The 26736-nt window shown below is 59.0% G+C and carries 26 protein-coding genes, 4 tRNA genes and 2 pseudogenes; 11 read left to right on the top strand and 21 right to left on the bottom strand.

Annotation, left to right across the window (positions count from 1 at the left end):
* Window positions 1-33: 33 nt before the first annotated feature.
* Window positions 34-1032: a LysR family transcriptional regulator gene (locus AC30D9_RS22385; protein ID WP_490144859.1), complete on the bottom strand. Its 999-nt coding sequence runs from the start codon at window positions 1030-1032 to the stop codon at window positions 34-36.
* Between the two features lie 90 nt (window positions 1033-1122).
* Between AC30D9_RS22385 and AC30D9_RS22380 the strand changes: the two genes are divergently transcribed.
* The 4 genes from AC30D9_RS22380 to AC30D9_RS22365 all read left to right on the top strand — a co-directional run bounded on the left by AC30D9_RS22380 (window position 1123) and on the right by AC30D9_RS22365 (window position 4511).
* A complete protein-coding gene (locus AC30D9_RS22380; protein ID WP_490144858.1) occupies window positions 1123-1749 on the top strand; it encodes an alanyl-tRNA editing protein in 627 nt (208 codons plus the stop codon).
* Window positions 1750-2225: 476 nt separating this feature from the next.
* Window positions 2226-3449: a type II and III secretion system protein family protein gene (locus AC30D9_RS22375; protein WP_249015411.1), complete on the top strand. Its 1224-nt coding sequence runs from the start codon at window positions 2226-2228 to the stop codon at window positions 3447-3449.
* A 56-nt stretch (window positions 3450-3505) separates the two neighbouring features.
* Window positions 3506-4219, top strand: coding sequence for a tetratricopeptide repeat protein (locus AC30D9_RS22370; protein ID WP_109754530.1), 714 nt, complete (start codon window positions 3506-3508; stop codon window positions 4217-4219).
* 22 nt (window positions 4220-4241) lie between these two features.
* Window positions 4242-4511 carry a DUF3613 domain-containing protein gene (locus tag AC30D9_RS22365; protein WP_109754409.1) on the top strand — a complete coding sequence of 90 codons (270 nt, stop codon included), beginning with the start codon at window positions 4242-4244 and terminating at the stop codon, window positions 4509-4511.
* Between the two features lie 627 nt (window positions 4512-5138).
* Here the strand turns inward: AC30D9_RS22365 and AC30D9_RS22360 are convergent.
* The 12 genes from AC30D9_RS22360 to AC30D9_RS22305 form a co-directional block, all read right to left on the bottom strand.
* Window positions 5139-6101 (bottom strand): type II secretion system F family protein, encoded by a 963-nt coding sequence (locus tag AC30D9_RS22360; RefSeq protein WP_490144857.1) that lies wholly within the window; start codon window positions 6099-6101, stop codon window positions 5139-5141.
* Between the two features lie 27 nt (window positions 6102-6128).
* Window positions 6129-7115, bottom strand: coding sequence for a type II secretion system F family protein (locus AC30D9_RS22355; protein ID WP_109754412.1), 987 nt, complete (start codon window positions 7113-7115; stop codon window positions 6129-6131).
* A complete protein-coding gene (locus AC30D9_RS22350) occupies window positions 7112-8554 on the bottom strand; it encodes a TadA family conjugal transfer-associated ATPase (RefSeq protein WP_134925274.1) in 1443 nt (480 codons plus the stop codon). The genes AC30D9_RS22355 and AC30D9_RS22350 overlap by 4 nt, the downstream gene beginning before the upstream one ends.
* Window positions 8555-8557: 3 nt before the next feature.
* Window positions 8558-9778, bottom strand: coding sequence for an AAA family ATPase (locus AC30D9_RS22345; protein ID WP_307573973.1), 1221 nt, complete (start codon window positions 9776-9778; stop codon window positions 8558-8560).
* The gene (locus AC30D9_RS22340) at window positions 9772-10266 is read right to left on the bottom strand and encodes a TadE/TadG family type IV pilus assembly protein (RefSeq protein ID WP_307573974.1); all 495 of its coding nucleotides are present in this window, start codon (window positions 10264-10266) and stop codon (window positions 9772-9774) included. Before AC30D9_RS22340 ends, AC30D9_RS22345 begins: the two co-directional genes overlap by 7 nt.
* Complete coding sequence (locus AC30D9_RS22335; protein ID WP_134925277.1) at window positions 10266-10745, bottom strand: TadE/TadG family type IV pilus assembly protein; 480 nt, start codon at window positions 10743-10745, stop codon at window positions 10266-10268. Before AC30D9_RS22335 ends, AC30D9_RS22340 begins: the two co-directional genes overlap by 1 nt.
* Window positions 10746-10753: 8 nt before the next feature.
* Window positions 10754-12070 carry a TadE/TadG family type IV pilus assembly protein gene (locus AC30D9_RS22330; protein WP_490144856.1) on the bottom strand — a complete coding sequence of 439 codons (1317 nt, stop codon included), beginning with the start codon at window positions 12068-12070 and terminating at the stop codon, window positions 10754-10756.
* Between the two features lie 71 nt (window positions 12071-12141).
* A complete protein-coding gene (cpaB, locus tag AC30D9_RS22325) occupies window positions 12142-12957 on the bottom strand; it encodes a Flp pilus assembly protein CpaB (protein WP_490144855.1) in 816 nt (271 codons plus the stop codon).
* Between the two features lie 15 nt (window positions 12958-12972).
* A complete protein-coding gene (locus AC30D9_RS22320; protein ID WP_490144854.1) occupies window positions 12973-14301 on the bottom strand; it encodes a DUF8689 domain-containing protein in 1329 nt (442 codons plus the stop codon).
* Between the two features lie 2 nt (window positions 14302-14303).
* Window positions 14304-14834 (bottom strand): A24 family peptidase, encoded by a 531-nt coding sequence (locus tag AC30D9_RS22315; RefSeq protein ID WP_134925280.1) that lies wholly within the window; start codon window positions 14832-14834, stop codon window positions 14304-14306.
* 27 nt (window positions 14835-14861) lie between these two features.
* The gene (locus AC30D9_RS22310; RefSeq protein WP_134925281.1) at window positions 14862-15056 is read right to left on the bottom strand and encodes a Flp family type IVb pilin; all 195 of its coding nucleotides are present in this window, start codon (window positions 15054-15056) and stop codon (window positions 14862-14864) included.
* A 151-nt stretch (window positions 15057-15207) separates the two neighbouring features.
* Complete coding sequence (locus AC30D9_RS22305) at window positions 15208-15402, bottom strand: Flp family type IVb pilin (RefSeq protein ID WP_134925282.1); 195 nt, start codon at window positions 15400-15402, stop codon at window positions 15208-15210.
* 313 nt (window positions 15403-15715) lie between these two features.
* Here AC30D9_RS22305 and AC30D9_RS22300 point away from each other — a divergent pair, with 313 nt between their 5' ends.
* From AC30D9_RS22300 to AC30D9_RS22275, 6 genes are all read left to right on the top strand, one after another.
* Window positions 15716-16585: a response regulator transcription factor gene (locus tag AC30D9_RS22300; protein ID WP_307574232.1), complete on the top strand. Its 870-nt coding sequence runs from the start codon at window positions 15716-15718 to the stop codon at window positions 16583-16585.
* 318 nt (window positions 16586-16903) lie between these two features.
* Window positions 16904-17932, top strand: a complete 1029-nt coding sequence (locus AC30D9_RS22295; protein ID WP_490144853.1) for an alcohol dehydrogenase catalytic domain-containing protein — start codon at window positions 16904-16906, stop codon at window positions 17930-17932.
* A gap of 32 nt (window positions 17933-17964) precedes the next feature.
* Window positions 17965-18639, top strand: a complete 675-nt coding sequence (locus AC30D9_RS22290; RefSeq protein WP_490144852.1) for a dihydrofolate reductase family protein — start codon at window positions 17965-17967, stop codon at window positions 18637-18639.
* The gene (locus AC30D9_RS22285) at window positions 18639-19292 is read left to right on the top strand and encodes an HAD family hydrolase (RefSeq protein WP_490144851.1); all 654 of its coding nucleotides are present in this window, start codon (window positions 18639-18641) and stop codon (window positions 19290-19292) included. The genes AC30D9_RS22290 and AC30D9_RS22285 overlap by 1 nt, the downstream gene beginning before the upstream one ends.
* Before the next feature lie 5 nt (window positions 19293-19297).
* On the top strand, window positions 19298-19900 hold the full coding sequence (locus AC30D9_RS22280) for a DUF1349 domain-containing protein (RefSeq protein WP_134925287.1): 603 nt from the start codon (window positions 19298-19300) through the stop codon (window positions 19898-19900).
* Window positions 19864-21111 (top strand): MFS transporter, encoded by a 1248-nt coding sequence (locus AC30D9_RS22275; protein WP_490144850.1) that lies wholly within the window; start codon window positions 19864-19866, stop codon window positions 21109-21111. The genes AC30D9_RS22280 and AC30D9_RS22275 overlap by 37 nt, the downstream gene beginning before the upstream one ends.
* A gap of 103 nt (window positions 21112-21214) precedes the next feature.
* Here AC30D9_RS22275 and AC30D9_RS22270 read toward each other — a convergent pair.
* The 5 genes and pseudogenes from AC30D9_RS22270 to AC30D9_RS22250 form a co-directional block, all read right to left on the bottom strand.
* A pseudogene (locus AC30D9_RS22270) lies at window positions 21215-21446 on the bottom strand (Lrp/AsnC family transcriptional regulator); the annotation flags it as partial.
* A gap of 55 nt (window positions 21447-21501) precedes the next feature.
* Window positions 21502-21577, bottom strand: a tRNA-Gly gene (locus AC30D9_RS22265).
* Between the two features lie 3 nt (window positions 21578-21580).
* Window positions 21581-21656: transfer RNA gene (locus AC30D9_RS22260), tRNA-Glu, on the bottom strand.
* Window positions 21657-21760: 104 nt separating this feature from the next.
* Window positions 21761-21836: transfer RNA gene (locus AC30D9_RS22255), tRNA-Gly, on the bottom strand.
* 2 nt (window positions 21837-21838) lie between these two features.
* A tRNA-Glu gene (locus AC30D9_RS22250) sits at window positions 21839-21914 on the bottom strand.
* Between the two features lie 373 nt (window positions 21915-22287).
* Here AC30D9_RS22250 and AC30D9_RS22245 point away from each other — a divergent pair.
* Window positions 22288-23046, top strand: a complete 759-nt coding sequence (locus AC30D9_RS22245) for a hypothetical protein (RefSeq protein WP_134925288.1) — start codon at window positions 22288-22290, stop codon at window positions 23044-23046.
* A gap of 84 nt (window positions 23047-23130) precedes the next feature.
* On the opposite strand, the gene AC30D9_RS22240 is transcribed toward AC30D9_RS22245, so the two are convergent.
* The 3 genes and pseudogenes from AC30D9_RS22240 to AC30D9_RS22230 all read right to left on the bottom strand — a co-directional run bounded on the left by AC30D9_RS22240 (window position 23131) and on the right by AC30D9_RS22230 (window position 26597).
* Window positions 23131-23994: a methyl-accepting chemotaxis protein gene (locus AC30D9_RS22240; protein ID WP_490144942.1), complete on the bottom strand. Its 864-nt coding sequence runs from the start codon at window positions 23992-23994 to the stop codon at window positions 23131-23133.
* Window positions 23992-24216 (bottom strand): annotated as a pseudogene (locus tag AC30D9_RS22235) (HAMP domain-containing protein); the annotation flags it as partial. The gene AC30D9_RS22240 and the pseudogene AC30D9_RS22235, both read right to left, overlap by 3 nt.
* Window positions 24217-25208: 992 nt before the next feature.
* Window positions 25209-26597, bottom strand: coding sequence for an aminotransferase-like domain-containing protein (locus AC30D9_RS22230; RefSeq protein WP_134925290.1), 1389 nt, complete (start codon window positions 26595-26597; stop codon window positions 25209-25211).
* Between the last annotated feature and the right edge of the window lie 139 nt (window positions 26598-26736).

Here is a 26736-nt window from a genome sequence, read left to right as displayed (position 1 = left end):
GGCCTTGCCAAAGTGTGTCGCCTGGGCGGGCCGTCAGTACAACCCATCACTCTCCGGCAACTCATAGTGCGCCGCGACATTGCTGGGACGATACCCACTGCCCACCTTGTCCAGGGTCGGCTCCTTCTCCAGGCACGCCACCAGATAATCAATGAACACTCGCAGCTTGGGTGGCAGGTAGCGGGTCGGCGAATGCAGTAACCACAAGCCACCGTGGTAGGAAGCCAGGAACGTCCAGTCGGCCAGTACCTGCACGATCAAGCCTTGCTCCAAGGCATGACGGGCCGTGAAATACGGCAGGCTGCCGATGCCGATGTGCTGCAAGACAGCCCCCAACCGCACGCCCGTGTGATTGGCCGCGTAGCGTCCGTGCACGCCTACGGTGACGGACTTGGTGCCTTTCTTGAATTTCCAGCGAGCGTCGTTCGGGGTTGCCCCCAGGTAAATGCAGCTGTGTTCCAACAAGTCATGGGGATGCGTGGGCGTACCGTGTTCAGCCAGGTACTGCGGCGTGGCGCAGAGCAGGTGATCAATGGTCAACAACTGACGCCCCACCAGCCCGACCGGCGGTTGATCGGTAATCCGGATGGCCAGGTCGACGTGATCGTCGATCAGGTCAACCTGCCGATCCTCCAGCAACAGTTCCACATCGACCTTCGGATATCGACGCAAGAATTCGGGCATGTGCGGATGAATCACAAAACGCCCCACTGCCTTGGGCACGCTGACGCGGATGCGCCCTTCAGCTTCCTGGGTGAACTGGCCGCTGATTTCCATCACCGACCGAGCGGCGGCGACCATCTCCTGGCAGCGCTTGAACACCTCTTCCCCACCATCGCTCAAACGCAACTTGCGGGTGGTGCGTTGCAACAGTCGGGTCGCCAGGGCTTTCTCCAGGCGGGAAATACTGCGGCTGATGGCCGACGGTGACGAACCCAACTGACGGGCCGCTTCGGAGAAGCTGCCGGTTTCCACGACCTTGACGAAGATGGCCATTTCGGCCAGCAGCGGCAACGGTAGATTTGTGCTCATGACGCAACAGTCCTTTGAAATTCGAACGGATTATCACCCTTTTATGCCCTACCTATAATCCCGTCACAATTTCTGATGTGGATATGGCACATGACGCTTCGCCTCTTTTTCCATAGCGATGACCTCGAGGCCAACGTGGAAGTCCTGGATTGCAGCCCCCGGGAACATGAATTTGCCGTGGTACTGCACGCCACCCTGTTCCACCCCCAGGGTGGCGGTCAGCCCTGCGACACTGGATGGATCGGCGCAAGCCAGGTGCTGCGCGTGGTCCAGGACGGGCAACAGATCGTTCATTACGTCGACAGCCCGGTGGCCTTGGGCATGGCTGCGATCCGCGTGGATGCGCAGCGGCGACAATTGCATTCGCGCCTGCACTCGGCCGGACACCTGATCGGCCATTTCGCCGAAAGCCGTGGCTGGAAGCCGATCAAGGCCCATCACTGGCCCGGCGAAAGCCGTGTGCAGTTCCAGCCTGGGGAAAACCCTCAAGAGCTGGACATCTCGATCATTCAGCAAGGCGTCGACGAATGGATTGCCGACGACCTGCCGCGCCTGGTCACGTTGCGCGAAGGTCTGCGGGAAGTCGGTTTCGGTGAGCTGGCCGCCTACGGTTGCGGCGGTACTCACGTGCAGCGCCTGCGCGAATTGGGAACAGTCACCATTGCCTCGCTTTCGCAAAAGAAAGGAACACTGTCAGTGCACTACCACGTGGCCTGATCTGCGCCAGACCCTGCGACCAAAAAACGGCTCGCAGGCATCCCCCTGTCCCCAGAAAGATATGCCCTGCGTATCGCTCTTCACAACACAAAAAGACAAATTATTGACGGCCATGTGAGCTGATTTTTCCACCCGTCACTTTTTAGTCATTTTTTTGATTCGGGGCGTGGCGCTTTGCCATGCTTGAACTACCGTGAAACAGAAGCGATGACAGGCTCGGCAAAACGCTCATGAAGCGACCTGATCGACACCGTCGTTGCCTTCGAAAACCCCGGAGACCCGGGAACCGAAAAGTTGTTCGCAAGCTGCCTGTCGTTCAGTCAGGCCGGAGAAATGCGCCCGTTTGCTTATAGCGACGAGGCCTGAAACCGGCATATGAACAGGCCGGCGAGATGGAAAGGGGCAGCCCGGGCCTCTTAAGTGATCCGAGGCAAATGGTTAAGCCTAGGGATGGTCTCTTTATCGAGGATCACTTCATGACCCATCGTACTGCTCCGGTTCTAAAACATTTCATTCATGGCCTGTTCTGGATGGGTCTTGGCTTGGATGCGGCCCAGGCCGCCGCGGCAAACTGTTCGCAACTGGACAATTTGCCAGCGACCTTCGAAGTCGGCCAAGGGCTCCAGAGCGAACTGCGCATCCTCGCCCCCGTGACGAAGCTGGCAGTCGGCGACCCGAAAATTGCCGATGTACAACCCAGCGGCAGCGATGCCTTCATTCTCACGGGCCTGGCGCCCGGCGCCACCAGCCTGATGGTCTGGACGGACTGTTCGAAGATCCCCCGCCAGAGCATGGTTTTTGTCAAAGGCAGGGCCACTGAGGCGCTGACCAGCGCAGCGAGCATGCCTTCCGAAGACCCGATGCTGCTCGCCCAGGTGCAGACTGACATTCGTTTCGTTGAAGTCAGCCGGAACAAACTCAAGGAAGCCTCGACGTCTATTTTCGGCAGCCGTGGCAATTTCCAGTTCGGCGCGCCGAGGACCCTGCCCTCCATCGGCGGCATTGTCCGGCCTTCATTGCCGGTCAACAACGACATGTTCAACCTGTCTTTCGCCACCGGTAAAACCCTGTTGATGATCAATGCACTGGAAGGCAGCGGCTTCGCCTATACCTTGGCGCGTCCCAGCCTGGTGGCCCTCAGCGGGCAGAGCGCGAGTTTCCTGGCCGGCGGGGAGGTGCCGATTCCGGTGCCCAGTGCCGGCAGCGACAATGTGTCCATCGAGTACAAGGAATTCGGTATTCGCCTGACCCTGACCCCCACCGTCATCGGCAAGAATCGCATCGCCTTGAAGGTGGCGCCGGAAGTCAGTGAACTGGACTTCACCAACGCGGTGAACATCGCCGGGACATTAGTGCCAGCACTCACGGTGCGCCGTACCGATACCAGCATCGCCCTGGCCGACGGCGAAAGCTTCGTCATCAGCGGCCTGATCAGCACCCGCAACAGCTCACAGGTGAACAAGTTTCCGGGGCTGGGAGATATACCGATTCTCGGCGCGTTCTTTCGCGACAACTCCATCAACCGCGAAGAGCGTGAACTGCTGATGATCGTCACGCCACACCTGGTTCAACCGTTGGCCGCCGACGCGCAACTGCCAACATTGCCAGGTGAACAACTGCGCAATTACGACCCGAACTTCTATCGCATGTACTTCCTTGAACATGGCGAATTTGACAACCGCAGCGGGCTTTCCCAATGAGCCGGCGCCTGATGTGCAAGGCATCCAATATCCAACGGGTTGCCAAGGGGCATTCAATGAAAACAGTGATCGCATTAACGGCGACCTTGATGCTCGCCGGCTGTGCCAGCAACAGCGCGGTGGCTCCACGCACGGCCGATTGCGCCAAGCCTGGATCCGACCAGGAACTGGCCCTGAACATGGCGGAAGACATGGCCAACGAGGGCCGTTTGTACGCCAGCCTGGCGAACCTCGAACGCTTGCCCGAGGACTTGGTCCAGGTCCGCCTGCGCAAGGCTCGGGTACTGCGCCTGATGGGGCGCAACGAGGCTGAACCGTTATACAAAAGCCTGCTCGGGACATGCCTGGCCGCTGACGGTGAACATGGCCTTGGCCAGTTGGCGGCCGCCAGAAATGACAATGCGGCCGCTACGCAATACCTCGAACGCGCAGCGAAAATGGCTCCCACCGAAGGCAAGATCCGCAATGACCTGGGGGTTGTCTACCTCAATCAACGACGCATTTCAGAAGCCCGCTTCGAGTTCATGACCGCCATGGAGCTCCAGCAGTCAGACCCGCTGGCAGCGCTCAACATGGTGACCCTGCTGATCTACCAGGACAACTGGAAGCAGGCCGCCGAGCTCGCGAACATGGCCAAGCTGAGCCCCCAGCAAGTGGCAGATGCCCAAGCCCGCGCGGAAAGAATCAGGGGTTCGGCCCCTAACGCAATGACGTCACCCGCCAACCGCCCCACCGAGATCGTCGATGCCTCAACCGGCGCGATCAAGTAGAGCGTTACGAGGAGTCCAAGAGATGATGACCAAACAATTGATGATCGCATGCCTGGTGGGCCTTTCCAGCACCGCCTGGGCAATCGAACCAGGCCCCTCTTCGCCAGCACAGCAAGGCACAGAGAGCTGGATGCAACTGCAGATTCGCGGCGTGGTAGCCTCCACCAACCTGCAAACCGCCTCGGCCGCCGAACGCGAACTGGCCATGCAGCGCTGGCTCAACAGCTTCAACTACCCGATCCCGGAATTCTTTGACCAGGACTCGGGGGGAGAGATCACCAGTAGTAAATGAAACACGCAGGCAACGAAAGATCGCGGCCTTCGGCAGTGTCTACATTTGATCCGATGTAGGTACTCCTGAAGGCTGCGGTCTTTTGGCTTGAATGGTCGGTAGAGCACAGGCCTGAACCTGTGGGAGCGGGCTTGCTTGCGAAGGCGGCCTCACGATCAGCACCTTCATTGACTGTCGAACCGCTATCGCGAGCAGGCTCGCTCCCACAATGGGCCTGCGGTGAACACAAGTCTCCTGAACACCCAAGATCAACTGTGGGAGCGAGCCTGCTCGCGATGACGGCCCCACATTCAACACCTCCATTGACAGTCACACCGCTATCGCGAGCAAGCTCGCTCCCACAATGGGCCTGCGGTGAACACAAGTCTCCTGAACACCCAAGATCAACCGTGGGAGCGAGCCTGCTCGCGATGACGGCCCCACATTCAACACCTTCATTGACTGTCACACCGCTATCGCGAGCAAGCTCGCTCCCACAATGGGCCTGCGGTGAACACAAGTCTCCTGAACACCCAAAATCAACCGTGGGAGCGAGCTTGCTCGCGATGACGGACCGACATTCAACACCTTCATTGACTGTCAAACCGCCATCGCGAGCAAGCTCGCTCCCACAAGAGCCCTGCTGCCTTACATATTCCCGAAAGCCCTGAACACACCAATCATGGCCGGCCCAATGGCAACCAGGAAAAAGCTCGGCCACAGACAGAAAATCAACGGAAAGATCAGCTTGGTGCCAATCTTGGCCCCCATTTCTTCCGCCGCCTGGGTCCGCCGATCACGAAACTCATCAGCGTAGATGCGCAGAGTATCGGCCACGCTGGTACCAAAACGGATACTTTGCGCCAGCAGACTGACCAGCCCCTGGATATCCTCCAGGCCGGTGCGCGCGGCCAATTGCTTGAGCGCCTCGGTACTGGTGATACCAGCCCGGATCTGTGCATTGACCAGCGCCAGCTCCTCGGCCAACTCAACCTGACTGACCGACATTTCTTCAGCCACCCGTTCAATCGTCGTGGGCAGGGCCAGGCCTGACTCGACGCAGACCACCATCAGGTCCAATGCATCCGGGAACGCGGCGCGCAACCGGCCTTGTCGTGCCTGCTTGCGTTTGCCGACATAGATCGCCGGCAGCAACCAGCCAATGCCTGCCACGAGGGTCACCGCCAACAGGCCGACGACCACTGAAACCTTGACCATCGGCAACAGCAACAACGCAACGCCGACCAGCAACAGCGGCAGCATCAGGCGCACGGCCCAGTACATCTGCACCGCCGAGGCAGAGCGGTAACCGGCGTGGGTCAACAAGGTCTGGGTAGCGGACGTGTGGGCTTGGTCGGTCGAGGCAAAGCGCTGGCCGACCCGTTCCAGCAAAAGCTGCAGGTTACTGGGCGCCTCCTGCCCTGTATTGCCACCGTAACCACGCTTGATCAGCGCCAGGCGCCGCTGTACCGGATCCTGCAAGCCCAGCAACAATAGCAGGAGTGCGACGGCCGCCAGCACTGTACTGAGGCCAATCGCGGCAATGAACAACAGGCGCGCCAGTTCTTCGTTACCGGTAAACCGACTCAACAATCCGAGCAAAAAGTCCATGATTGAAACCTCTCGGCGCAACAGCGCTTAAACCTGGATCCGGATGATTTTTCTTATCCAGAAAATCCCGATCAACATGGCGCAGAACGCGCCGATGATCAGCTTGTGCCCTATGGGGTCATTGATCAGCACCGGCATGTAGCTGGGGCTGGTGAGCACGATGGCGATCGCCAGCACGAACGGGATCGCCACCAGTACCCAGGCCGACATGCGCCCTTCCGCCGACAGCGTCCTGATCTTGCGCTGGAAACGAAAACGTCCACGAATCAAGCGGCTCAGGCGCTCCAGCACTTCGGTCAGGTTGCCGCCGGTCTCGCGATGGATGAGGATCGAGGTCACCAGCATCATCACCGTCATGCTGGGCATGCGCTCCAACAGGCCGAGCATGGCCCGGCGCACGTCGTTGCCGTAGTTGATATCGGAAAACGTCATGCCGAACTCCTGGGCGACCGGCCCCTTGTGCTCCTCGGCGACCAGACGCAGGGTTTCGTTGAACGGGTGGCCGGCGCGCAAGGCCCGGCACATGGCGTCCAGCGCATCCGGCAAACCCTCTTCGAACGCGGCGAAACGCTTGCTGCGGTCACGCAGGATCTTCAACACCGGCACCCAGGTCACCGCAAATGCCGCCAGCAGTGCCATCCACCAGACCGGCGAGACCATCAGCACCAGCGCACCGGCCGCCACACCCAGGATCAGACCGAGCAGCATGACCCGATAAGCCCGGTATTCATGCCCGGCCTGCTCGATCAGCTGCGTCAGGTTGGCCATGAACGGCAGTTGTTCCAGACGGGCTTCCAGGGGTGACAGGCGCGTCAGGTATTTCTGCCGCAACACGGTCTGCATGTTGGGCAAGTGGTTGGCCTTCTCCAGCACATGCAAGCGCCCGCGAATGCGCTTGCGCATTTTGCCGGCCTCGCCGAACACCGGCACTACCACGCCCTGGGACAGCAGGAACACGGCAATGAACACCATGCCAAGGAAAATCAGGATGAACTCGCCGGGAATATTGTTCATGACGACCGGCCCTCCATCCACTCAGGGCGAAACAAGGTCAGCGGCAACTCGATGCCACGTTTGGCCAGCACATCGCGGAAGGCCGGGATCATGCCGCTGGGCCGATACTCCCCGAGCACCTCGCCGTGCTCGCCGATGCCTTGGCGTACGAAGGAGAAAATTTCGGTCATGGTGATGACCTCCCCTTCCATCCCGTTGATCTCTTGCATGCTCACCACGCGTCGCTTGCCGTCTTCTTGACGCTCCAGTTGGATCACCACATCGATGGCCGAGGCAATTTGTTGACGCATGGCCTTGATCGGAAAAGTCGCCCCGGTCATCGACACCATGTTCTCGATTCGCCCCAGGGCATCCCGTGCGGTGTTGGCGTGAATGGTGGTCAGGGAGCCGTCGTGGCCGGTGTTCATCGCCGTGAGCATGTCCAGCGCCTCGGCGCCGCGCACCTCGCCGATGACAATGCGGTCCGGGCGCATGCGCAGGCTGTTGCGCACCAGTTCCCGCTGGCTCACCTCGCCGCGCCCCTCGATGTTCGACGGCCGGGTCTCCAGGCGTACCACGTGGGGCTGCTGCAGTTGCAACTCGGCCGAATCCTCGATGGTGACGATGCGTTCGTTATGGGGAATGAAGCTGGAGAGCACGTTGAGCATGGTGGTCTTGCCGCTGCCGGTCCCGCCGGAGATCAGCACGTTCAGGCGACCGCGAACAATGGCCTTGAGCAGCAAGGCAATGGCCGGGGTCATGGTGCCGACCTGGATCAGGCTGTCGGTGTTGAGCAGGTCCACGGCGAAACGCCGGATCGACATGCTCGGACCGTCGATGGCCAGCGGCGGAATGATCGCGTTGACCCGCGAACCGTCCTTGAGCCGGGCGTCCACCAAAGGCGAGGATTCGTCGATACGTCGCCCCAGGCTGGAAACGATGCGGTCGATGATGTTCAGCAGATGCTGGTCGTCGCGAAAACGCACGTCGGTGCGTTGCAACTTGCCGAAGCGCTCGACATAGACCGAGGCAAACCCGTTGACCAGGATGTCGGACACGCTATGGTCGGCCAACAGCGGTTCCAGCGGCCCGAGGCCGAGCACTTCGTCGGTGATCTGCTTGATGATCAACTGCCGGCTGGCGGTACTCACCGGCGCCGAATGCTCCTCGAGCAGGCGCTGGCAGATATCGCGGATCTGCCGCGCGGCCTCGACTTGTTCGAGGGCATCGAGCAACGACAGGTCCATGACCTTGAGCAATTGCTGGTAGATCTTTTCCCGCCATTCGGCCTCCACCGGCGTGACCTGGCTGCGGGTTTCGTAAAGCACATCCGGGATGGCCTGCTCCCAGGCCATCAATCCATCTGTCGGGTCCGACAGGCCGTCGCCGGGCTGAGAGCCCACTGGAGCGCCCGGTTTGGCGGGCTGTTTGCGCAAGCGGTTACGAAAGTCGCTGATCATGGGTCATCCCCCGAAAAAACGGTTGAAGGCACGTTTAAGCAGGCCCTTGTCCGTGGCCATCTGGTGACCGACCAGGTCTTCGGTCAAATCGCGCAAGGCGGTGGTGATGGCCGCCTTCGGCGCATGCAGCCCCAACGGCACGCCAGTGTTCTGACTCTGGCTGACCAGGTTGAAGTCATTGGGCAATTTCGACACGTTCGCGCAACGCAGGGCCTCGCCGATGTCCTTGAGGCTGACGGCGGCGGATTTGTCATAGCGGTTGACCACGATCTGCAACTGGTCGCCGCGCACGCCCAGGTCTTCGCGCAGGATCCGCACCAGGGCACTGGCATCGCGCAGGTGGCTGACGCTCTGTTGCACCACCACGTACACCCGGTCCACCTGTTCCAGCACCGAGCCGGTGAGGTGATCGATCTGCCGCGGCAGGTCCACCACCACCCAGTCATAGCTGGCACGGGCCAGTTGCAACAGGGCATCGAGCTGTTCGGGTTGGGCGTCCTGAGGCAGGCACAACTCGCCAGCCCGGCCACCGAGTATGTGCAGGGTCGGACTGAAGTGACTGCAAAAGCCCCGCAGCGCGACGCTGTCCATGTCATCGATCTGCTGCAGCACTTCCAGATGGCTGTGGGACTGCGCCACGTCCAGGTAATGGGTCACGCTGCCAAATTGCAGGTCCATGTCCAGCAATAGGGTATTGCCCGCCCGGGCGCTGAGCTGCTGGGCCAGGTTGCAGGCTACCAAGGTTCCGCCGGAGCCGCCCTTGGCGCTGATCACCGCGACCAGCTTCCCTTCGTTCCCGCTGCCGAGGCGGACTTCCATCACCAGGCGATTGAGCGCCGCGACCAATTCCGTATCGGCGACGGGTTCGGGCAGTACATCCCGAGCGCCGGCCTGCATCGCCAGACGCATGCCCTCCTGCTCGCCCAAAGGACCACACACCAGCATCGGTGGACGTTCATGGGCCGGACGCTGCAACAATGCCGACAGTTCTTCGCGCCACAGGTGGCTGACGCGAAGCAGCAGCAGGTCGGGCATGCGGTCCAGGCCGTAGAGCGGGTCGACATGCCCGTTGCTGACCAGGCGTGTACTGACCTCAAGGCCAGGCATACGTTGGCAGACGCATTGCAGGTCGCGCAGGGCCGTGGCATCGCGGCTGCTGATCAGTATCCGCAGCCCGGCTCTGCCAGTCGTGGTCGAAAGCGGAGTTTCCCTGGTGTTCAGCATGGTGTGATCTCCCCGGAATCGGAATGACGCCCAAGGCTTTCGCGTGGCAAGGTTGCCCTGAATGTGGGCAAGGTAATGGGCACGCCTAAGCCGGGAATGAACAGGTTGAAGACGAAGTTCTGCACGCTCAGCCGGACATAGCGGATGGCACGAAAGCCCGTGCTGCCGGATACATCGGCGGGGTTCGCCACTACGGCGCCATTGACGTCCAGGTAGGTCAGCGCCAGGTTCGAGGTCGCCAGGCTGGTGATCAGTTGGCTGGTACCGGCGTCCGTCGCGGCGTTGAAGATGGCCCGGCGCAACACCACCGGATCGCTGATATTGCACACCGCCGCCAGGCGCACTCCACGCCGCGCCGCTTCATCCAGCGCGTTGACCGTAAAGTACAGCCGGCCCATTTCCACCACGCCGAACAGCAGGATGAACACCAGTAAGCCCACGAAGGAAAACTCCACGATGTAAGTACCGCGCATGCGTTTATGGTTCATCACAACGCCCTCATGACGGTGGTCGCGACCAACTGGATGCCCAGCGGAATGGCATTGCCGAAAAATCCTGGAATCGACCCGGTGCAATTGCCTGTACCGATCACCGGACAAAAGGTGTAGGTAATCGTGACGCGCACGTGATCGATGCCCTCGGCGGCGACCTGCACGTTAGCCGTGGTCAACCCTGACACCACGGCGGTGCCGGCAGCACTGGGCACGCCATACACCGCGACGTTTTTCGTCTGGGTCAGCAGCGTGTTGTTCAGCGTGATGCCGCCGAGGGTGGCGTTCCAGGCCTGGCTGGCGACGAAGCGGTCGGCATCGCGACTGGCCTGAAGCAATACGTTGTACTGGTAGAGCATGCGGCCGAACTCGCCGAAGGCCAGCAGCAGCAACAGCAGCAACGGCAATACCAGGGTGAACTCCACCAGGGCCACGCCTCGCTGGGCTTGCGCCGGTTTGAAATGAGAAAGTCCCATGACGCCTCCTACGAGTCGGTACTCGGAGTGCCGCTGCCGTTGAGATAGGTTTTGTAGAGCTGGATGATCTGTGGGCCCGAATCGGTAGACGGCGTGGGACCGGGTACGTTGTCGCCCTCGCACTCCTGGACGAACTGGCCGAAAACCAGGGAGTCCGAGCCCCCGCCATCCACCGGCTGCACAACGAAATAGCAACCGAACCCCAGAACCGGAATCGAGGTGGAACCGCCCTGCTTACCGGTGCAATTGCCAATCACGATCTTCAGCATCCGACGCTCGAAAACCCCGTTGCTTTGGCAGCCGCTGGCGCCTCCCGCCACGCAGGCGGCGACCTTGGCTCGCCAGTCGTTGTAATCCTGTATCGCCTCGCCACCCGCCGAGAGATCGCCGTTGCTCGACGTGACGGGCTGGCCTTTGTATTGGGCCTGGGAGAGCGCATCGTTATAGGTGATCGCCGGGGTGCCTGAGGCCGTGACCAGGTCCGGTGGGTAGTCCGAAGAACTGACCGGGCCGTTGTAGATACCAAAGCGCGTGTTCAAGCCTTGGGAGGTCGGGCCGGCTTTATTGCCTGGCGCAGTCTGGACGTTGTCGCCGACACTGCGGCAAATCGAGCCACCGCCGGCCAGGTCTTCACGGACTGAGCTGCCGCCTGAGCCGAAATCCAGCAATTGAAAGTTGCCCGGACCGATGGGCGATGTGTTCCCGGCCGCGGTCTTCAAGACTTCCAGGTCGCCAAATTGATACCCCCAGAAGTTGCCGGCGGCGGGGTTGTATTGAGTGGGATCACCACAGACCATCAACGGCGCCAGGTCACAAGGCGAGGTCGGGCTGGGCCCCGCAGTGGCAATCGCCGCGACTCGCTTGTTACCCAAGCCGGCGCTGCCCATCGTTTGCACGAAGCTCCAGAAAAATCCGCTCAATTGATAGCTGGACACCGACACCCGTACGTACTTGGCATCGGTAGGTCCTGGGTAGGAGAACGGGCCGTAGACGCTGCTGGACAACTCCACCACGGCAAACGCGCCGGGGTTGCCAGCAATCGCCGTTGCCAACTCGGTGTTACCGGCGGCGTTGGCATTCCTGTTGAGCGTGTCCAGGGCCGCCGCGCGGGTGGTGCTGGCCATGTTGATGCCGCCGCTGACCTGGCTCAGGGTCTTGGCACCGCCCAAGGCGGCGGCGTCCACCGCATTCTGCAGGCGCGTCTTGTTCAGCAGCATGTGCCCGCCATCCAGGGCCAACGCTGCCATCATGGAAATCGCCACCAGAGCGATTACCATCAGAACACTCACCGCCCCTCCCTGGCGCCGGATATTGGCATTCATCATCGAGCCCTCACCTACAACATTTGAGGATCGGCATCACCACGGCCCGGGAGAGCCTGGTATGGAGGTGTTATTCAGCGAAGATTGATCACGCTGCTTTCAATCCCACGGATCAGCGTGATCGAGCCGCCTTGGGGCTTGGCACTGCGCTGCACCACAGGTTTTGGCGGCGCAGCGGCAGCCACCGCCATGACCGGCGCCGGGGCTGGCGGCGCAACGGCCACGGTCTTTTTCTCCAGGTTCAACGGGTTGCGCAAGGCCAATTGCAGCTTGCCTTCGGTTTGCGCAGTGACCAGCGCCTCCGCCTCGGTGGCCGACATTTCCAGCGTCACGGCCCGCACCACCACCGGCTGGGTCTTGTCGGTGCCCGCTGTCTGGTCCACCGCCAGTACCCGCAGGTTTTCCAGAAGGGTCCGGGACGTCGCGCTGTTGCTGCCGGCGCTGGTGGTCTTGGTTGCCAACACATCGACCCGGTTGCCCGGCAAGAGGAAGCCGCCAACGCCGACCACATCATCCACGCGTACCGATATGGCCCGCTTGTCCGGTGCAATCAGCGAAGCCAGGGTGCTGCCACCCAAGTGCTCGCTCAGGCGCGCGCCGCGCACAATGTCGCCGCGCAGGATGTCGAAGGTGGCGATCTTGCCCACGGCCTGTTCGCTGGAATTGAAGGCGTCGTCAGGAATCGTGTCCATGGGCATGCGCACAGTGGTGACTTGCTGAGCCTCGACCATTTGCCCGAAGGGGATTTCCACCGTGGCGACCACCACGCTTCGCAAGTGATCATCGGGGGTCGCGTTGAGTCGCGCACTCAACCAGGAGTCGGCCATCCATGCGGCACCAAGGCCCATTACCAGGGAAACGCCTATCAGCGGAAGCGTACGAGAGCTCATGTCGGTATCTCCAGATCAAAGGAAGTCGAGCTGAACGAAGTAGTTGTGCCAGGCCCATTCCACCTCTTGCGGCAACAGGGGTCCGGAACCGCCCAGGTAACGCTGGCGGTCGAGCGCCATGTTCAACAGGTCACGGGGATGGCAGGGCACCAGCGGCATGCCTTCGCCTGCATACAGCCGCTGCAGGACATGGCGCACCAGCAGCGGGTCATAGGGGATGCCCAGGCGTTCGCACTCCTGGCGCCAGATGCGTTCGTACTCCTCGGGCTTGAGGTAGCCGAACTGCACTTTGTAGCCAATGCGCCGCAGGAAGGCCTCGTCGGCCAATTCGAGGGGATTGAGGTTGGTGGAAAACACCAGCACCAGGTCGAACGGCAGCTCGCAATGTCGGCCGCCCCCCAGGTTGATGAAGTCGCGCTTCTCCTCCATGGGCACGATCCAGCGATTGAGCAATTCGGCCGGGGCCATGCGCTGGCGGCCCATGTCATCGATGATGAACAGGCCGTTGCTGGCCTTGAGCTGCAACGCCGCCTGGTATTGCCGGGTGAACGGGTCGTAGCGCACGTCCAACTGTTCCATGCTCAGTTCACCGCCGGTGATGACGATCGGACGTTTGCAGCACAGCAGCCGGCGGTCGATGCCTTCGTTGAGCATCAGGTTGTTCGATTGGCCGTTGTCATCCAGGCGCTGGTGCACCTGCGGGTCGTAGATCTCGATCACCGACTCGTTGATGACGATGGCATGGGGCACCCAGATGGCCTCGGCGAACAACCGGATCAATCGGCTGCTGACATAGGTTTTGCCCGTGCCCGCCGGACCGTAGATCATGATTGCCCGCCCGGAATTCAGGGCGACGCCCAACTGGTCGAGCATGCCTTGGCTCAGCACCAGGCCGGCCAAGGCGTGGTGCATGTCCTTGGCGGTGATGCGGCCATGGTGAATGGTCTGGATCTTGATCAGCGAACGATAGGTGCTCACCGGGAATGGGGCAGCGCCGATGTAGCCGCTGCGGGCCAGGGCATCGCGCGCCGAGCTGCGGCCACGTTCGGTCAAGCCATAACGCAGCGTCTGCACGCCCGTTTGTCCCAACTGGCCCAGCACTTCGACGCGACCGTCCTTGCGCAGGAACGCCAGGACTTCTTCCAGTACCGCGCCGGTCAGGGCCAAGCGCTCCACCAGCCGCGTCATGTCCAGTACACCAGCATCGTGCAGATGCTTGCATACCAACTCACCCAGGAAACTGTCGGTCAGGCCGGTATCGCGAATGCTGCATGGCTGTGGCGCCAGGCGTTGCACCGCTTCCCGTTCGCTGGGGTAGGCATCGCTATCGTTGATGACGTGCATGACTAGACTCCCCAGCCGCTGGCGACCAGTTGCCAGTAAACGCTGTTCAAAGTACCGATCAGGATCGCAATCGAATAAGGAAAGGGTTTGCCGGCCACTTCATCCGAAGTCGGCGCCAGATAAGACTGGGCGCGCACAATCAGCCAGTAGCGCCCCAGGGTCTGGAGCAGTTGGCCGCGGGCCAGGACGATCAGGAAACCGCATACACCGCCAGCGATCAGGCTGAACAGCGCCGCCCACAGTGCGTAATGAAAAGGCAGGAAGCTGCCGACCATGGCCATCAGCTTGACGTCACCGGCGGCCATGCCACCGACGGCGTACATCGGCAGGAACAGCCCGAAACAGATAAGCATGCCCAACAGGCTATCGCCCAAGCCGCCGATCCCGCCGGTATAGACCTGGCCGGCCAATCCCAGGGCAAGGCCCAACAGGACCAATGCGTTGGGGATGCGGTGGCGAAGCAGATCGCTCACCACCGCCACACCCAACAGTCCTAGCAGCAGTACCGTCGACACCAGCAATTCCATGGACATGATGCGTCTCCCTAGGGGTGGTTATCGTTAGCAGGCGACGTTGCCATTGGCGGCTTGGCACAACGCCCGGATCTTGGTATCCACGGCGCCGCCCAGAAGGACGAATGCCGCCGCCACCAACACCGTGATCAAGCCACCCGCCACCGCGTATTCAACGATGGTCAGGCCGTCTTCATCTTTGGCGAACTTGCTGATCGAAGTACTTAATGTCTGGAGAGTCATGGCATGGACCTCACACTCGTAAGTAGTACTGCTACGAACTTAAGTTGGAGGGGACAGCGCGAAGTCCATTTGATTTATTCGTTGTACTCACTGCAAAAGAGTCGCAAGCGTTATTCCTTGAAAGTTGCCGTGTCCCCGCGAGTTGCCGCTGTCAGCAGGCAACGTTGCCGTTGACCGCCTGGCACAGTGCACGGATCTTGGTATTCACGGCACCGCCCAGGAGAACAAACGCTGCGGCCACCAATACGGTGATCAACCCACCGGCCACGGCGTATTCCACAATGGTCAGGCCATCTTCATCTTTGGCGAACTTCAGTACCGAAGCCTTGATTGCTTGAAGAGTCATTTCGCACACCTCATCGGGGTTGTTTTCTCAAGAGGCAGTACATTGCGAACTGCCTGATGCAACCCTAGTCAGCAGGTGGTGATAGCCGTTAGGAGGATTTTGCACATCGCTAGGATTTTTTTGCGGGGGACGAGAAAGGCTGCGGAGTCGGAAAATCCATCCACGCCACTGCACAGACGGGCGCTCACCCGCATCCCGTGATGGGGGATGGCGCTAAAGGAGCGAATTTTTATAAAAATTTATTCGGCGAAGTGATAGCACAGTGACAATACTGCTAGCTAAAGGGCAGAAAGAACCTGTGAGTAGTCGTCCTATGGCCTCAATCCCGACTGAAAAGCCGAAGCTGTTATGGTTCGATCTGACTCATGATCGGTCCACCCAGGAACTCGTCGCCCAGTTCCAGGACGCGTGCGACTGCACGCTGGCAAAAAACGCCATGCTGCCCAGCGGGGAACAGGTCGACATGATCTGCATCCACTTCGATCGCCCGGACACCCCAGGCCTGCGGCGCCTGCTGGAGATCAAGCGAACCGCTCCCGCCATCCCCATCACCATGTTCACTGTGCAGCACTCCGAAGAACTGGCGGTATGGGCCATGCGCTCCAGCGTCTGGGAATACATGGTGTTGCCCCTGTCTGCCTCCGAGAGAAAACGCTACCTGACGGCCGTGATGCAACTGTGCGAGCTGCGCCGCACTGCCAATGGCCGGGGAAAGACCTCGCAGATCGATCACTCCCCAACCCTGCCGGACAGCATCCGCCTGACCGCAGGACACCAGAAGCACCAGGCCCTCAATCACATCATGCTGTACATCGACCAGCATTTTCGCGAAAGCATCGATCAACGCGATCTGGCCAAACGCTGTGGCATGACGACGTTTCGCTTCAGCCGGGTGTTCAAGGAAGCCAATGGGCTCGGCTTCACCGACTACGTGCTGAACAAACGCATGAGCTTTGCCAAGGAACTGCTCGACAACAGTCAGATGCCCATCACCAGCATCGGTTATGAGGCGGGCTTCAAGGACCCGTCCTACTTCGCCCGCGCTTTCAAGCAATACGCCAATTGCACCCCCAGCGAATACCGTCTCGCGTACCAGATGCGCAACGCAAGTCCTGCACCGCAGCCTCCGGATGAGGCGGCCCTGGAAGCGATTGAAAACCTGGTGCATAGCCTTGAGGGATGAAAGGGTTTCTCACTTTCTTTAGTTCCATAGCGCCTGCAACTTGTATCCAAATAATAAAATTCGCACTCCGGCAGATTAGAAAAAATAATACATTGCCCATATTTTCGGCGCTTGGACTGCCGAGCTGAAACAATACGAATCATCATGTCGTTATCGGTAATTCTTTTTAGACTGAAACCAACTCTGTCAGCCTTGCATAATGCCGGCCGTTTCCAAATGGACTAACAGGCTTCGTCCGTGGACCGCTCCAGGTACAGCGGAGCGAGTTCTCTAGTTGGCATGCCTCATCCAAAAATCAAATAGAGCGCTGATGGGTATATGAAGGCAATCAGTTTAGTGAGCGCGCAAAAGTTGAGCTTGGTGAGTCTCGACGAATTCAAAACGCTGCCCGCCGACGGTGTAGAAATAGAAATTGTTCTATCCGGTATCTGCGGAACAGATTTGGCGGTACTGTCAGGGCGCGAAGAAGGACAGGTGGGAATCGTTCGTGGTCACGAAGCGGTCGGCGTCGTTGTCAATGTAGGAGCAGATGTTACCCGCACGCGTAAAGGTATGCGTGTGGTTGTAGACCCTAACGAATATTGCGGCAATTGTGCGTACTGCAACTCAGCCAAAACCCATCTATGCAGTGGTGGTTCAAATGCGGGCCTGAACATCGCCGGGGTCAACAAGCACGGTACATTTGCAGAGCGATTTATCACACACGAGCGTTTTGTACACTGCATCCCAGACGACATGAGCTGGGAAACAGCCGTCTTGATTGAACCCGTAGCGTGTATCTTGAACAACATCGAGCAAGCGTCCATCAAGGCGGGAGAACGGGTGTTGCTTCTGGGATCAGGCCCAATGAGCCTGGTCGCACAAATACTTTTGCGCGGCATAGGCGTCCATACCCGCGCTACCGATTTGAATACATTTCGAATTGAATTCGGGCACTCCTTGGGCTTGGACATCGTTCATCCCCAGGAACTTGAGAGCCTTGGGCAAAACCAAGAAAAATTTGATGTCGTCATCGATACCGTGGGTAACCAGCTCGAGACAGCCGCCAGCAGGGTTAGCCGAGGCGGTAGGATTGTCCTGTTCGGATTTAATGGGAATTATAAATATTCGCTCCCTGCAAAACATTTTCTGGTCAACGCCATCAGCATCATTGCCGCGGGCGAATACAACCAGCACTTCCCCCTGGCGCTGCGTATTGCCCATAGACTTCCTGAACTTGGAAAATTGGTCACCCATCACTATCCCCTTGAAGCGTATTCAGCGGTATTTGACAGTTTATTGAATGATCCTTGCGCCCCCACGATAAAAAGCGTCTTCACACCCAACCCCAAGTACCTGTCGCGCTAAGACTCACAAGCACTCCAAGTGGACTCTTCCTTATGAAAGTTACTGTATTTAGTCAGATTTCCATTGACGGCAAACTGACCCTCGGCAATGAAGCATCGAGCAAACCGCTCTTTCAGCACTTCGACGATGAGGACATGCGTTTTATTCACAAATTTCGTGGCGAAGTCGATGCGATCATGGTCGGTCGTAACACGATTATCACCGACGATCCCCAATTGACCAATCGGTACGGGAGCGGTCGCAACCCTGTGCGTATCATTCCGACGACATCGCTGAACTTTCCAGCATCGGCAAAAATTCTAAGCTCCCCCGAGCACACGATCATCGCGACCACAGAACAGGCTCGTGACCACGAGATGGTCGAGCAAATCCGCGCCCACGGTAAAGAGGTGCTTTTTGCAGGCAACGCACGAGTCGATTTCAAACAGCTTTTCCCGATGCTGGAAGCCCGCGGAATAAACCACATCATGGTCGAGGGTGGCGGCCAGTTGAATTGGCAGGTGTTCAACCTCGATTTGGTCGACGAAATCATGCTCATGCAACTACCCATCATTATCGGTGGGGCAGACACCACTACGCTAATAGACGGTGAAGGTTTCCAAGATATTGAAATGACTAAATCATTCAGACTGCACGAATTCGAAGCACGCCCGAACTATAACTTCTTACATTTCAAGCGTGCCCCTAAACAGCAGAGCGCACATTGATGCTGGCTATTCAGGGATTCATTTTTGATATGGATGGCGTTCTGGTTGATAGTGAACCTGTCTATATGAAACAGGAAAGAGACTCTTATGCGCGGCATGGCGTAGTGCTTGATGAGGCAGAACTGTCACGTTTCGTAGGCACCACGCAGCGTCATATGTGGAGTGCCATCAAAACCGAATACGGGCTTGCGGATTCTCTGCACAGTCTTATGTCAGAGCATCATCGGCAGTTAATGGGGGTATTAAATTCAGCCCCCCTGCCTCCCATGTCAGGCGTGACAGAACTTCTCGGCGCATTGAATCAAGCCGGAATACCCTGTGCAGTCGCCTCTTCTTCACCTCGAGAGCTCGTCGAGCTTATTTTGCGTAACGCCGGGCTACAACCTTTTTTCAATGAAGTCATTTGTGGCGATGACGTTAAACATAGCAAACCGGATCCCGAGATTTTTCTCATGGCTGCCAAGCGCCTGGGTATTCCGCCCTCGTCCTGTGTGGTGATTGAAGACTCCGCCCATGGCGTCGCGGCGGCAAAGGCCGCCACCATGTTTTGTATTGGCTTGCTCAACCCCAACTCTGGGCAGCAGAACCTGAGCGCGGCGGATTTATGTGTGCACCAGCACAGTGAAATAAACCATTGGTTTTCCGGGCAATAAAAAGTATGAAGACACTGAACATTTCAGACTGGACCTGGATTAACGTACCCGAGCGTTCGTCCATCAGCGACCGGGAAATAATTATCCACACTTCGCCCGACACTGACTTCTGGCGAGGCACCTATTATGGCCTGGAGTATGACAATGCACCCGCCATCGTGGTTGCAAGCCAGGAACGCTACTGGACATTGAAAGCCAAGGTATCCTTTTCTTCAGATACCTACTTCGACCAATGCGGCCTTTTCATCTATCAAGATAAAGACAACTGGATGAAAAGCGGCATCGAGTATCAGAAAAACGGTTTCCAACAACTGTTCTCTGTCGTGACCAATAATGGCTTTTCGGACTGGTCCATGGCTGATTTCGATCGGGTCACCCAGACCATGTATTACCGTCTGAGCCGAAGAGGCAGCGACTTCCTCCTTGAAAATTCGGTTGATGGGAAAGATTTCTGCATGATGCGTATGTTCCACCTGTTTCACGCAGAAGAACTTGTCCAATTCGGCTTTTTTGCCAGTAGCCCAGGCGATTCGTCTTTCGCAGCACACTTCTCAGAGATTGAATGGACTGAATGCTGTTGGAAAGCACACGGCGCTCCACGTTTCTAATCTCAAGAGTCCTATACCTGATGCTGTCTGCGCCCACTAATCGCTACGCGCTTTACGCTTGTTATGCCGCCATGATGTGTCTGGCCATGGCACTCAACTTTCTGCCGGTCTATCTGACAACGTTCAGTGATGCCTTCGGCCCCTCGTCAGGGCTGACAACGGAGCAACTGGGGCGAATTCCCGCAGTCATGTTCCTCAGTTTCATAATCGCCATTCTGATCACCGGGCCATTGGCAGACAGAGGGAACGCCAGGCTCATCATTCTCTTCGGACTGATGACCACTGCGTCAGGTTTGGGCCTTGTGGCTTTCGCCCCCTCCTATGCCTTCCTGCTATTGGCTGTTGCCATCATGGGTTTCGGTGCGGGTGTACTGGATATGATCCTCAGCCCCATTGTCGCAGCCCTGCAACCCGAACGCCGAAGTGCCGCCATGAACTGGCTGCATTCGTATTTCTGCATCGGTGCGGTAAGTGCCGTGTTGATCGCAAGCATCGCGTTGAAGTGGGATATTTCCTGGCGCATGGTTGCCTTGGGCCTGATCATTGCCCCGCTTGCAACCTTTCTACTATTCATGCGATTAACCTTGCCCCCCCTGATACAGGAACACGTGCAACGTGAATCCATGCCCACGCTTATCAGGCAGCCCTATTTCATTGCCTGCATGATCGCGATCTTCCTGGGTGGGGCTACGGAAACGGGCCTGTCCCAATGGCTACCCGCCTTTGCTGAACAAGGACTGGGCTATTCGAAAGAAGTGGGTGGCTTTGCGCTTGCCGGTTTTTCAGTAGGCATGGCCCTCGGGCGCATTGCCGCCGCCTTGCTGCAAGAGCGGATACCCGCCGTTTCCCTGATGCTGGGCTGCTGTGCCGTTACCGTCGCCCTGTTTTTCGTGATCAGTTTTGCACCCAACCCCGCGATAGCGTTAACCGCTGCCATCGCCGCAGGCTTCTCAGGTAGTTGTCTATGGCCAACGATGCTTGCCATTACGGCAGATGCCTACCCTCAAGGTGGCGCAACCATGTTCTCTGTGCTGACCGCCGCGGGTAATGCCGGATGCAGTCTGATTCCATGGCTTGTGGGGATTGTTTCAGCGCATTCGGATTTGCACATCGGTTTGTTGACGGTCACTCTCTGCCCCGCCGCCATGATGCTCTTACTCGTATGGATGTCTCGCTGGCCGCATAAGCATCCCCATCCCTGCCGGAGCTAGAGGCCGGGGAGTGACCTCGTCGATCGACCACTCCCCGCCCCTGCCCCACAGAAGCCCTGGCTCACGGGGGAGAGCTTGCTTCTCTCGATAGGAATGGACAGGACACTTCGGGCATGTGAGCGAGCGTCGCTATTAGTTTGGACTTCGCCGGCTTGAGCGTAGTGATGCGGACGACAACTGATATGCCGCCAGTTTGATGGGATCTAACTGGGCGCAATAGCCCTTGATGCCCCTGAATCTTCCAGTTTGCGCAACCTGTCATTAGTGGCAGGAATAGAAAGACCCGCGTGCTTGGAAAACTCTGTGATGGATTGCCTTAAGCTTTTTAACGAAATGGCTTCTGCACGCGCATAAAAAAACGCCGCTCAATGAGCGGCGTTCTTTTGAATTTGGAGCGGGAAACGAGACTCGAACTCGCGACCCCGACCTTGGCAAGGTCGTGCTCTACCAACTGAGCTATTCCCGCAAATGGCGTCCCCTAGGGGACTCGAACCCCTGTTACCGCCGTGAAAGGGCGGTGTCCTAGGCCACTAGACGAAGGGGACACGCTGCCCGGAATACATGGTGTGTATTCCAGTGCCCAGATCCGCATCCGAAGAGTTGGTTCTGGTTTCACTCAGCCTTGCCCGAAAGCAACGCTGTTTAAAATTGGAGCGGGAAACGAGACTCGAACTCGCGACCCCGACCTTGGCAAGGTCGTGCTCTACCAACTGAGCTATTCCCGCATTGGCGTCCCCTAGGGGACTCGAACCCCTGTTACCGCCGTGAAAGGGCGGTGTCCTAGGCCACTAGACGAAGGGGACACACGTACAACATTCACTGCTTACAGTGTTTGGCTGAGTGCTTTACGCTGTAAGTGGCGCGCATTCTATGGATGGATTGAAGGGTCGTCAACCCCCAGATATAAATTTATTTAAATCAATGACTTCGCCCTGTTTAAGGGACGGATCCGGACATTTTGCTCGTCCAGTCTCTGGCGCCTATATTCTGTCACCCGCCGGGGCGCTATAGTCGTGTCCGGCAAATGATGGCAATGTGCATTCACCCGGTTGTGCTTCCTATAAACAGCACGACGCCCGTCTAATCGCGTCGCTCGGGCCTATGCGCTTAAAAGCCAAGCCACTACACTCATGACATGCGTACCCTAATAAAGAGGTCTTACCGGTGACACCACTCATGATCACCCTGCTCGTCGTAGCCGGGATCGCCCTGTTGATCGCCATTGGCTACATGAACCACGTGGTGGAGAACAACAAGCTGGAAAAGGCCCGCACCAAGGTAGAACTCAACGACCGGATGCGCCGCTGTGGCGAACTCACCGAAACCTTCCCCGGGCAGTTGATGACGCCTGCCCTGAAGTTGTTGATGACGCGCCTTGAGATGAATGTCTGCCAGCGCTTGCTGAACCTGGAAAAAACCAACTCTGCGGTCAAGGCACGCCTGGACGAGCTGAGTGCATTGGCCGCCCAGGGTGAATCGATCCCGGTGAACAATCCGCCGGCGCCGATCCAGACCGAAGCCAAGGCCAAGGACGTACGTTTCCTGCTCGAGGCCTTGCATGGCCAGATCACCCGCGCCGCCCAGGACGGTTTCCTGCCGCCTAACGAAGCCAAGCGCTGGATTCGTGAAGTACGACATATCCTGGTGCTGCTGCACATCGAATTCTTCAATAATCTCGGCCAGCAAGCCCTACAGCAGGAGCAGCCTGGACAGGCTCGCCTGGCCTTCGAGCGCGGCGTGCAATACCTGCGCAAGCAACAGGAACCACAGGTCTACGCCGAACAACTGGCCTACCTGGAGAAGCTCCTGGCCCGCGCCAATGCCCAGGTCCTGGCCAGTACCCAGCCGGTCGAAGGCGAGGTCAACCAGTTGACCGAAGGCTTGAAGGACGACGAAATGAACGACGAGTGGAAGAAGAAAAAGGTCTACGACTGATACTCGGGCCGGGCTATCAAGCCTTCCCCTTCCTGGCGAGAGGATTTATCCCATCCCCTCGCCACGGCTGCTCCCGCGGCTCCATCACAACCTGAAATGCCCCACCATCCCTTTCAGCTCAACCCCCAACTGCGCCAGCTCGATGCTGGAAGCGGCATTGCCACGCATCGCCAGGGAGGATTGATCGGCGCTGGCGCGAATGCTGGTGACACTGCGATTGATCTCTTCGGCCACCGAACTCTGCTGCTCGGCCGCCGCCGCGATCTGTTGGTTCATCTGCTGGATCAAGGACACCGCTGCCGCAATACTACCCAAGGCGCTTTCGGTCTGCAGTGCATCGCTGACCGCCATTTTCACCAACTCGCCGCTGCTCTGGATCTGCTGCACGGAAGCCTGGGCCGCTGATCGCAAGGCGCTCACCAGGCGTTCGATTTCCTCGGTGGACTGTTGCGTGCGCTTGGCCAACGCCCGCACCTCATCGGCCACGACCGCGAAGCCCCTGCCCTGCTCCCCGGCCCGGGCGGCCTCGATAGCGGCATTGAGCGCCAACAGGTTGGTTTGCTCGGCCACGCTCTTGATCACACTCAACACCGTGCCGATATTCTGGATCTCGGCGCTGAGGCTTTCGATGCTGGAGCTGGCCGAGGTGGCCGAATCGGCCAACTGCTCGATGCGCACCATGCTCTGACGCACCACCTGCTGGCCGCTTTCGACCTTGTCGTCGGCGGTCTGGGCCGCTTGGGCCGCTTCTTCGGCGTTGCGCGCCACGTCATGCACCGTGGCCGTCATCTGGTTCATCGCCGTAGCGACCTGCTCGGTTTCCTCTTTCTGGCTGCTGACTTCCAGATTGGTCTGTTCAGTCACGGCCGACAGCGACTGGGCCGAGTTGGCCAATTGCTCGATACCGGCCTGCAAGCCGCTGACGATACTGCTCAGCCCCTCGCCCATCTGTTGCATCGCCTGCATCAACTGACCAATTTCGTCCCGGCGCGTCACTTCGACCGTGGCGCTCAAGTCGCCCGCCGCAATCCGCTGGGCAACACGAATGACACTGCGCAACGGCGTCACGATCAGCCGGGTGATGACCCACGCCGCGATCAATCCCACCAGCAACGCCAAGGCCGACGAACCGATGATCAGCAGCGAGTTTTTCTTCAGTTCGGCCTGCATGGCATGGTCTTCGGCACTGAAGGCCTGGTCCACCCGCTCCACCACCTGGGCGGCGCGCTCGTGCAGTTGCTGGTAGACGACTTTTTCCTTTGCCAACAGGCCGGTGTATTCGGCCAGTTGATCATTGAAACCGCCAATATGCCCGGCCACTTCATTGAGCACGGTCTGGTAGCCCGGGTCCTTGACGGTGGTCTTGAGTGCTTCGGCCAGTTTCATCGCCTGCTCGGCCTGTTCGATGCTGCCTTGCCCGGCGCCCTCGACATTGCCCTTGCGGCTCTGGTCCAGGCGGACCCGCGCTTCATTCATGGCTTGCAACATCAACCGCGACACTTCGCTGACCTGGTTGGCCTGCTCGATGAATTCGGCCCCCTCCTTGCCTTCGGTGTCTTTCAAGGTATAGGCGCCGTCATCCGCCAGCCCGGCCTGCAACACATCCAGGTTATTGGCGACGCTGGACACCGACCAACTGGCCATTTCCAGCGCCAGGTCCTTGCTCTGGCTCAACCCGACAAATTCGTCGAACGCCTTGCGATACGCGGCCAGCGCCTGCTCCACGTCGTTCATCACCGGCACGTTGGCAGCCGACTGCACCTTGAGTTCGTTCGCCTGGACCACCAGCCCATCGACACCCTGGCGCAGGGCATCGGCGGTCTTGGGGTCGGAACGCGAGGCGTATTCCTGCTCCAGCAGCCGGACCTTGAGCAATCCGCTGTTGAGGGACGACATCTGTTTCAGGCCGTCGAAGCGATAGCTGATGGTCTGCAGGGACCAGACACCGATGGCCGCGACCACGGCGGTCAGCAGCAACACCAGGACAAACCCGATACCCAGTTTCTTTGCCATACCCAGGTTGGCAAAACGTCCTTGCACGGCCGAAATCATTGCGCTCAGTCCTCTGCCAGTGTGTGTTGATTGCAGATTCGCAACGAGACGCCCTGCAACACAAGATGCTGGCGTCGGAATAATGGCAAAAAGCTACAGCCACGTCGTTTTCAGGACATTCGAGGTCGATCCAGAGCTGTGGCCCGAAAGAATGCCTGCGCCCTGGGGTCACGGGCATAGGCCACGTTGATCCGTAGCCAGTCGCTGTTGGCGCCCGAAGGACTGAACGCAGTACGCGAAGACAGCTGCACGCCGAACCGCTTGGCCAGACGCTGTACTCCAGCGTAGTCACACAATGGCGGTCTTGCCCAGATGAAAAGCCCACCGGCCGGTTTGCCAAAGACCTCCCAGTCGGCGTCCTCCAATACCTGTAACAACACCGCCATATCGGCGCCCAGACGCTGGCGCTGGCGCTGGACCAGCTTGCGATAGGCCCCATTGGCCAGGAGACAGGCAAGGACCGACTCACAGAACCGCGACCCACCCATGCTGGTAATGCCCTTGACCTCGCTCAGTTGCGCGATGATGGATGGCCCGGCCACCACGAAACCGACGCGCAAGGAACTGCTCAGGGTTTTCGAGAAACTGCCCACGTAGACCACATCGGGATCCAGCGCCGCCAGCCGGGTCCGTGCCGAGCTCTGGAAGTCGCCATAAGCATCGTCTTCGATCACCAGCACGGCGTGCTCCTTCGTCAGTTGCAGCAGCCGTTGAGCGACGGCCGGAGCCAGACTGCTGCCGGTCGGGTTGTGGCAGGCGCTGTTGACGAACAGCGCTGTGGGCCGGTGCATCGCCAGCAGCTCTTGCAGCGCATCGACGTCCGGGCCGCGCGGAGTCCTGGGCAGTTCGATCATGTCGATCTTGTGCAACTTGAGCAGGTCGAACAGGTTTGAATAGCCGGGACTCTCCACCATCACACAGGAGCCTGGCGGCAACAGTGTCCGTACGATCAGGTCCAACCCATGGGTCGCCCCGGTGGTGGTCAGGATCCGGTTTTTATCGGCCTCGATACTGAATTGTTTCAGGCGCCTGGACAGTTGCTCGCGTAGGGCGGGCAGCCCCAACGGCGTGCTGTAGTTGAACAACCCCGCCATGTCGGTACGGGTGACCTGACGGATCGCATAGCCCAGGTCATCACTTTCACGCCAGCTCTCGGGCAACCCGCCACATCCCAGCTTCAATTCCCATTGCGCGCTGTCACCCCCATCGGCAAGCGTGTCTGGCTGTCGATTCTGATCAGTGGGCTCGTGCACGGGCGAAGGGGGTGGTGCGACAAAGAAACTGGAACCATGGCGGGACGCCAACAGGCCTTGGGCGACCAGGCGTTCGCACGCTTCATTGACGCTGGACTGGCTGAGCAGGTTCTCCCGCGCCAGTTGGCGGACGGATGGCAGCCGAGTCCCCGGTTGCACCGCATCCTGTCGGATCCAGCCCGCCAGCCCATCGACAATCTGCTGCACGACGGGCACCAGGGCCTGTCGGTCGATTCTCAATTCCATGAGTAACCAAGCTCCTAAGCGTTTGTTTTATTTCCGGAAACAGTTAAGCACAGGCCGCCGCCAGACGATGTAAGACAACATCATCAAAACCGCTGATTCTCACTCTTTGAAACACATTGATGGTCCCTTCCAAGAACTT

The organism is Pseudomonas sp. DF11 (genome assembly GCF_058148565.1).
The sequence above is the reverse complement of the archived record's forward strand: the minus strand, read 5'-3'. Positions and strand labels throughout refer to the sequence as shown.

Bases quoted from the DNA above. Each gene is read 5' to 3' on its own strand.
- AC30D9_RS22385 (WP_490144859.1), bottom strand. From the start codon at position 1,032: ATGAGCACAAATCTACCGTTGCCGCTGCTGGCCGAAATGGCCATCTTC.
- AC30D9_RS22380 (WP_490144858.1), top strand. From the start codon at position 1,123: ATGACGCTTCGCCTCTTTTTCCATAGCGATGACCTCGAGGCCAACGTG.
- AC30D9_RS22375 (WP_249015411.1), top strand. From the start codon at position 2,226: ATGACCCATCGTACTGCTCCGGTTCTAAAACATTTCATTCATGGCCTG.
- AC30D9_RS22370 (WP_109754530.1), top strand. From the start codon at position 3,506: ATGAAAACAGTGATCGCATTAACGGCGACCTTGATGCTCGCCGGCTGT.
- AC30D9_RS22365 (WP_109754409.1), top strand. From the start codon at position 4,242: ATGATGACCAAACAATTGATGATCGCATGCCTGGTGGGCCTTTCCAGC.
- AC30D9_RS22360 (WP_490144857.1), bottom strand. From the start codon at position 6,101: ATGGACTTTTTGCTCGGATTGTTGAGTCGGTTTACCGGTAACGAAGAA.
- AC30D9_RS22355 (WP_109754412.1), bottom strand. From the start codon at position 7,115: ATGAACAATATTCCCGGCGAGTTCATCCTGATTTTCCTTGGCATGGTG.
- AC30D9_RS22350 (WP_134925274.1), bottom strand. From the start codon at position 8,554: ATGATCAGCGACTTTCGTAACCGCTTGCGCAAACAGCCCGCCAAACCG.
- AC30D9_RS22345 (WP_307573973.1), bottom strand. From the start codon at position 9,778: ATGCTGAACACCAGGGAAACTCCGCTTTCGACCACGACTGGCAGAGCC.
- AC30D9_RS22340 (WP_307573974.1), bottom strand. From the start codon at position 10,266: ATGAACCATAAACGCATGCGCGGTACTTACATCGTGGAGTTTTCCTTC.
- AC30D9_RS22335 (WP_134925277.1), bottom strand. From the start codon at position 10,745: ATGGGACTTTCTCATTTCAAACCGGCGCAAGCCCAGCGAGGCGTGGCC.
- AC30D9_RS22330 (WP_490144856.1), bottom strand. From the start codon at position 12,070: ATGATGAATGCCAATATCCGGCGCCAGGGAGGGGCGGTGAGTGTTCTG.
- cpaB (WP_490144855.1), bottom strand. From the start codon at position 12,957: ATGAGCTCTCGTACGCTTCCGCTGATAGGCGTTTCCCTGGTAATGGGC.
- AC30D9_RS22320 (WP_490144854.1), bottom strand. From the start codon at position 14,301: ATGCACGTCATCAACGATAGCGATGCCTACCCCAGCGAACGGGAAGCG.
- AC30D9_RS22315 (WP_134925280.1), bottom strand. From the start codon at position 14,834: ATGTCCATGGAATTGCTGGTGTCGACGGTACTGCTGCTAGGACTGTTG.
- AC30D9_RS22310 (WP_134925281.1), bottom strand. From the start codon at position 15,056: ATGACTCTCCAGACATTAAGTACTTCGATCAGCAAGTTCGCCAAAGAT.
- AC30D9_RS22305 (WP_134925282.1), bottom strand. From the start codon at position 15,402: ATGACTCTTCAAGCAATCAAGGCTTCGGTACTGAAGTTCGCCAAAGAT.
- AC30D9_RS22300 (WP_307574232.1), top strand. From the start codon at position 15,716: ATGGCCTCAATCCCGACTGAAAAGCCGAAGCTGTTATGGTTCGATCTG.
- AC30D9_RS22295 (WP_490144853.1), top strand. From the start codon at position 16,904: ATGAAGGCAATCAGTTTAGTGAGCGCGCAAAAGTTGAGCTTGGTGAGT.
- AC30D9_RS22290 (WP_490144852.1), top strand. From the start codon at position 17,965: ATGAAAGTTACTGTATTTAGTCAGATTTCCATTGACGGCAAACTGACC.
- AC30D9_RS22285 (WP_490144851.1), top strand. From the start codon at position 18,639: ATGCTGGCTATTCAGGGATTCATTTTTGATATGGATGGCGTTCTGGTT.
- AC30D9_RS22280 (WP_134925287.1), top strand. From the start codon at position 19,298: ATGAAGACACTGAACATTTCAGACTGGACCTGGATTAACGTACCCGAG.
- AC30D9_RS22275 (WP_490144850.1), top strand. From the start codon at position 19,864: ATGCTGTTGGAAAGCACACGGCGCTCCACGTTTCTAATCTCAAGAGTC.
- AC30D9_RS22245 (WP_134925288.1), top strand. From the start codon at position 22,288: ATGATCACCCTGCTCGTCGTAGCCGGGATCGCCCTGTTGATCGCCATT.
- AC30D9_RS22240 (WP_490144942.1), bottom strand. From the start codon at position 23,994: ATGGGCGAGGGGCTGAGCAGTATCGTCAGCGGCTTGCAGGCCGGTATC.
- AC30D9_RS22230 (WP_134925290.1), bottom strand. From the start codon at position 26,597: ATGGAATTGAGAATCGACCGACAGGCCCTGGTGCCCGTCGTGCAGCAG.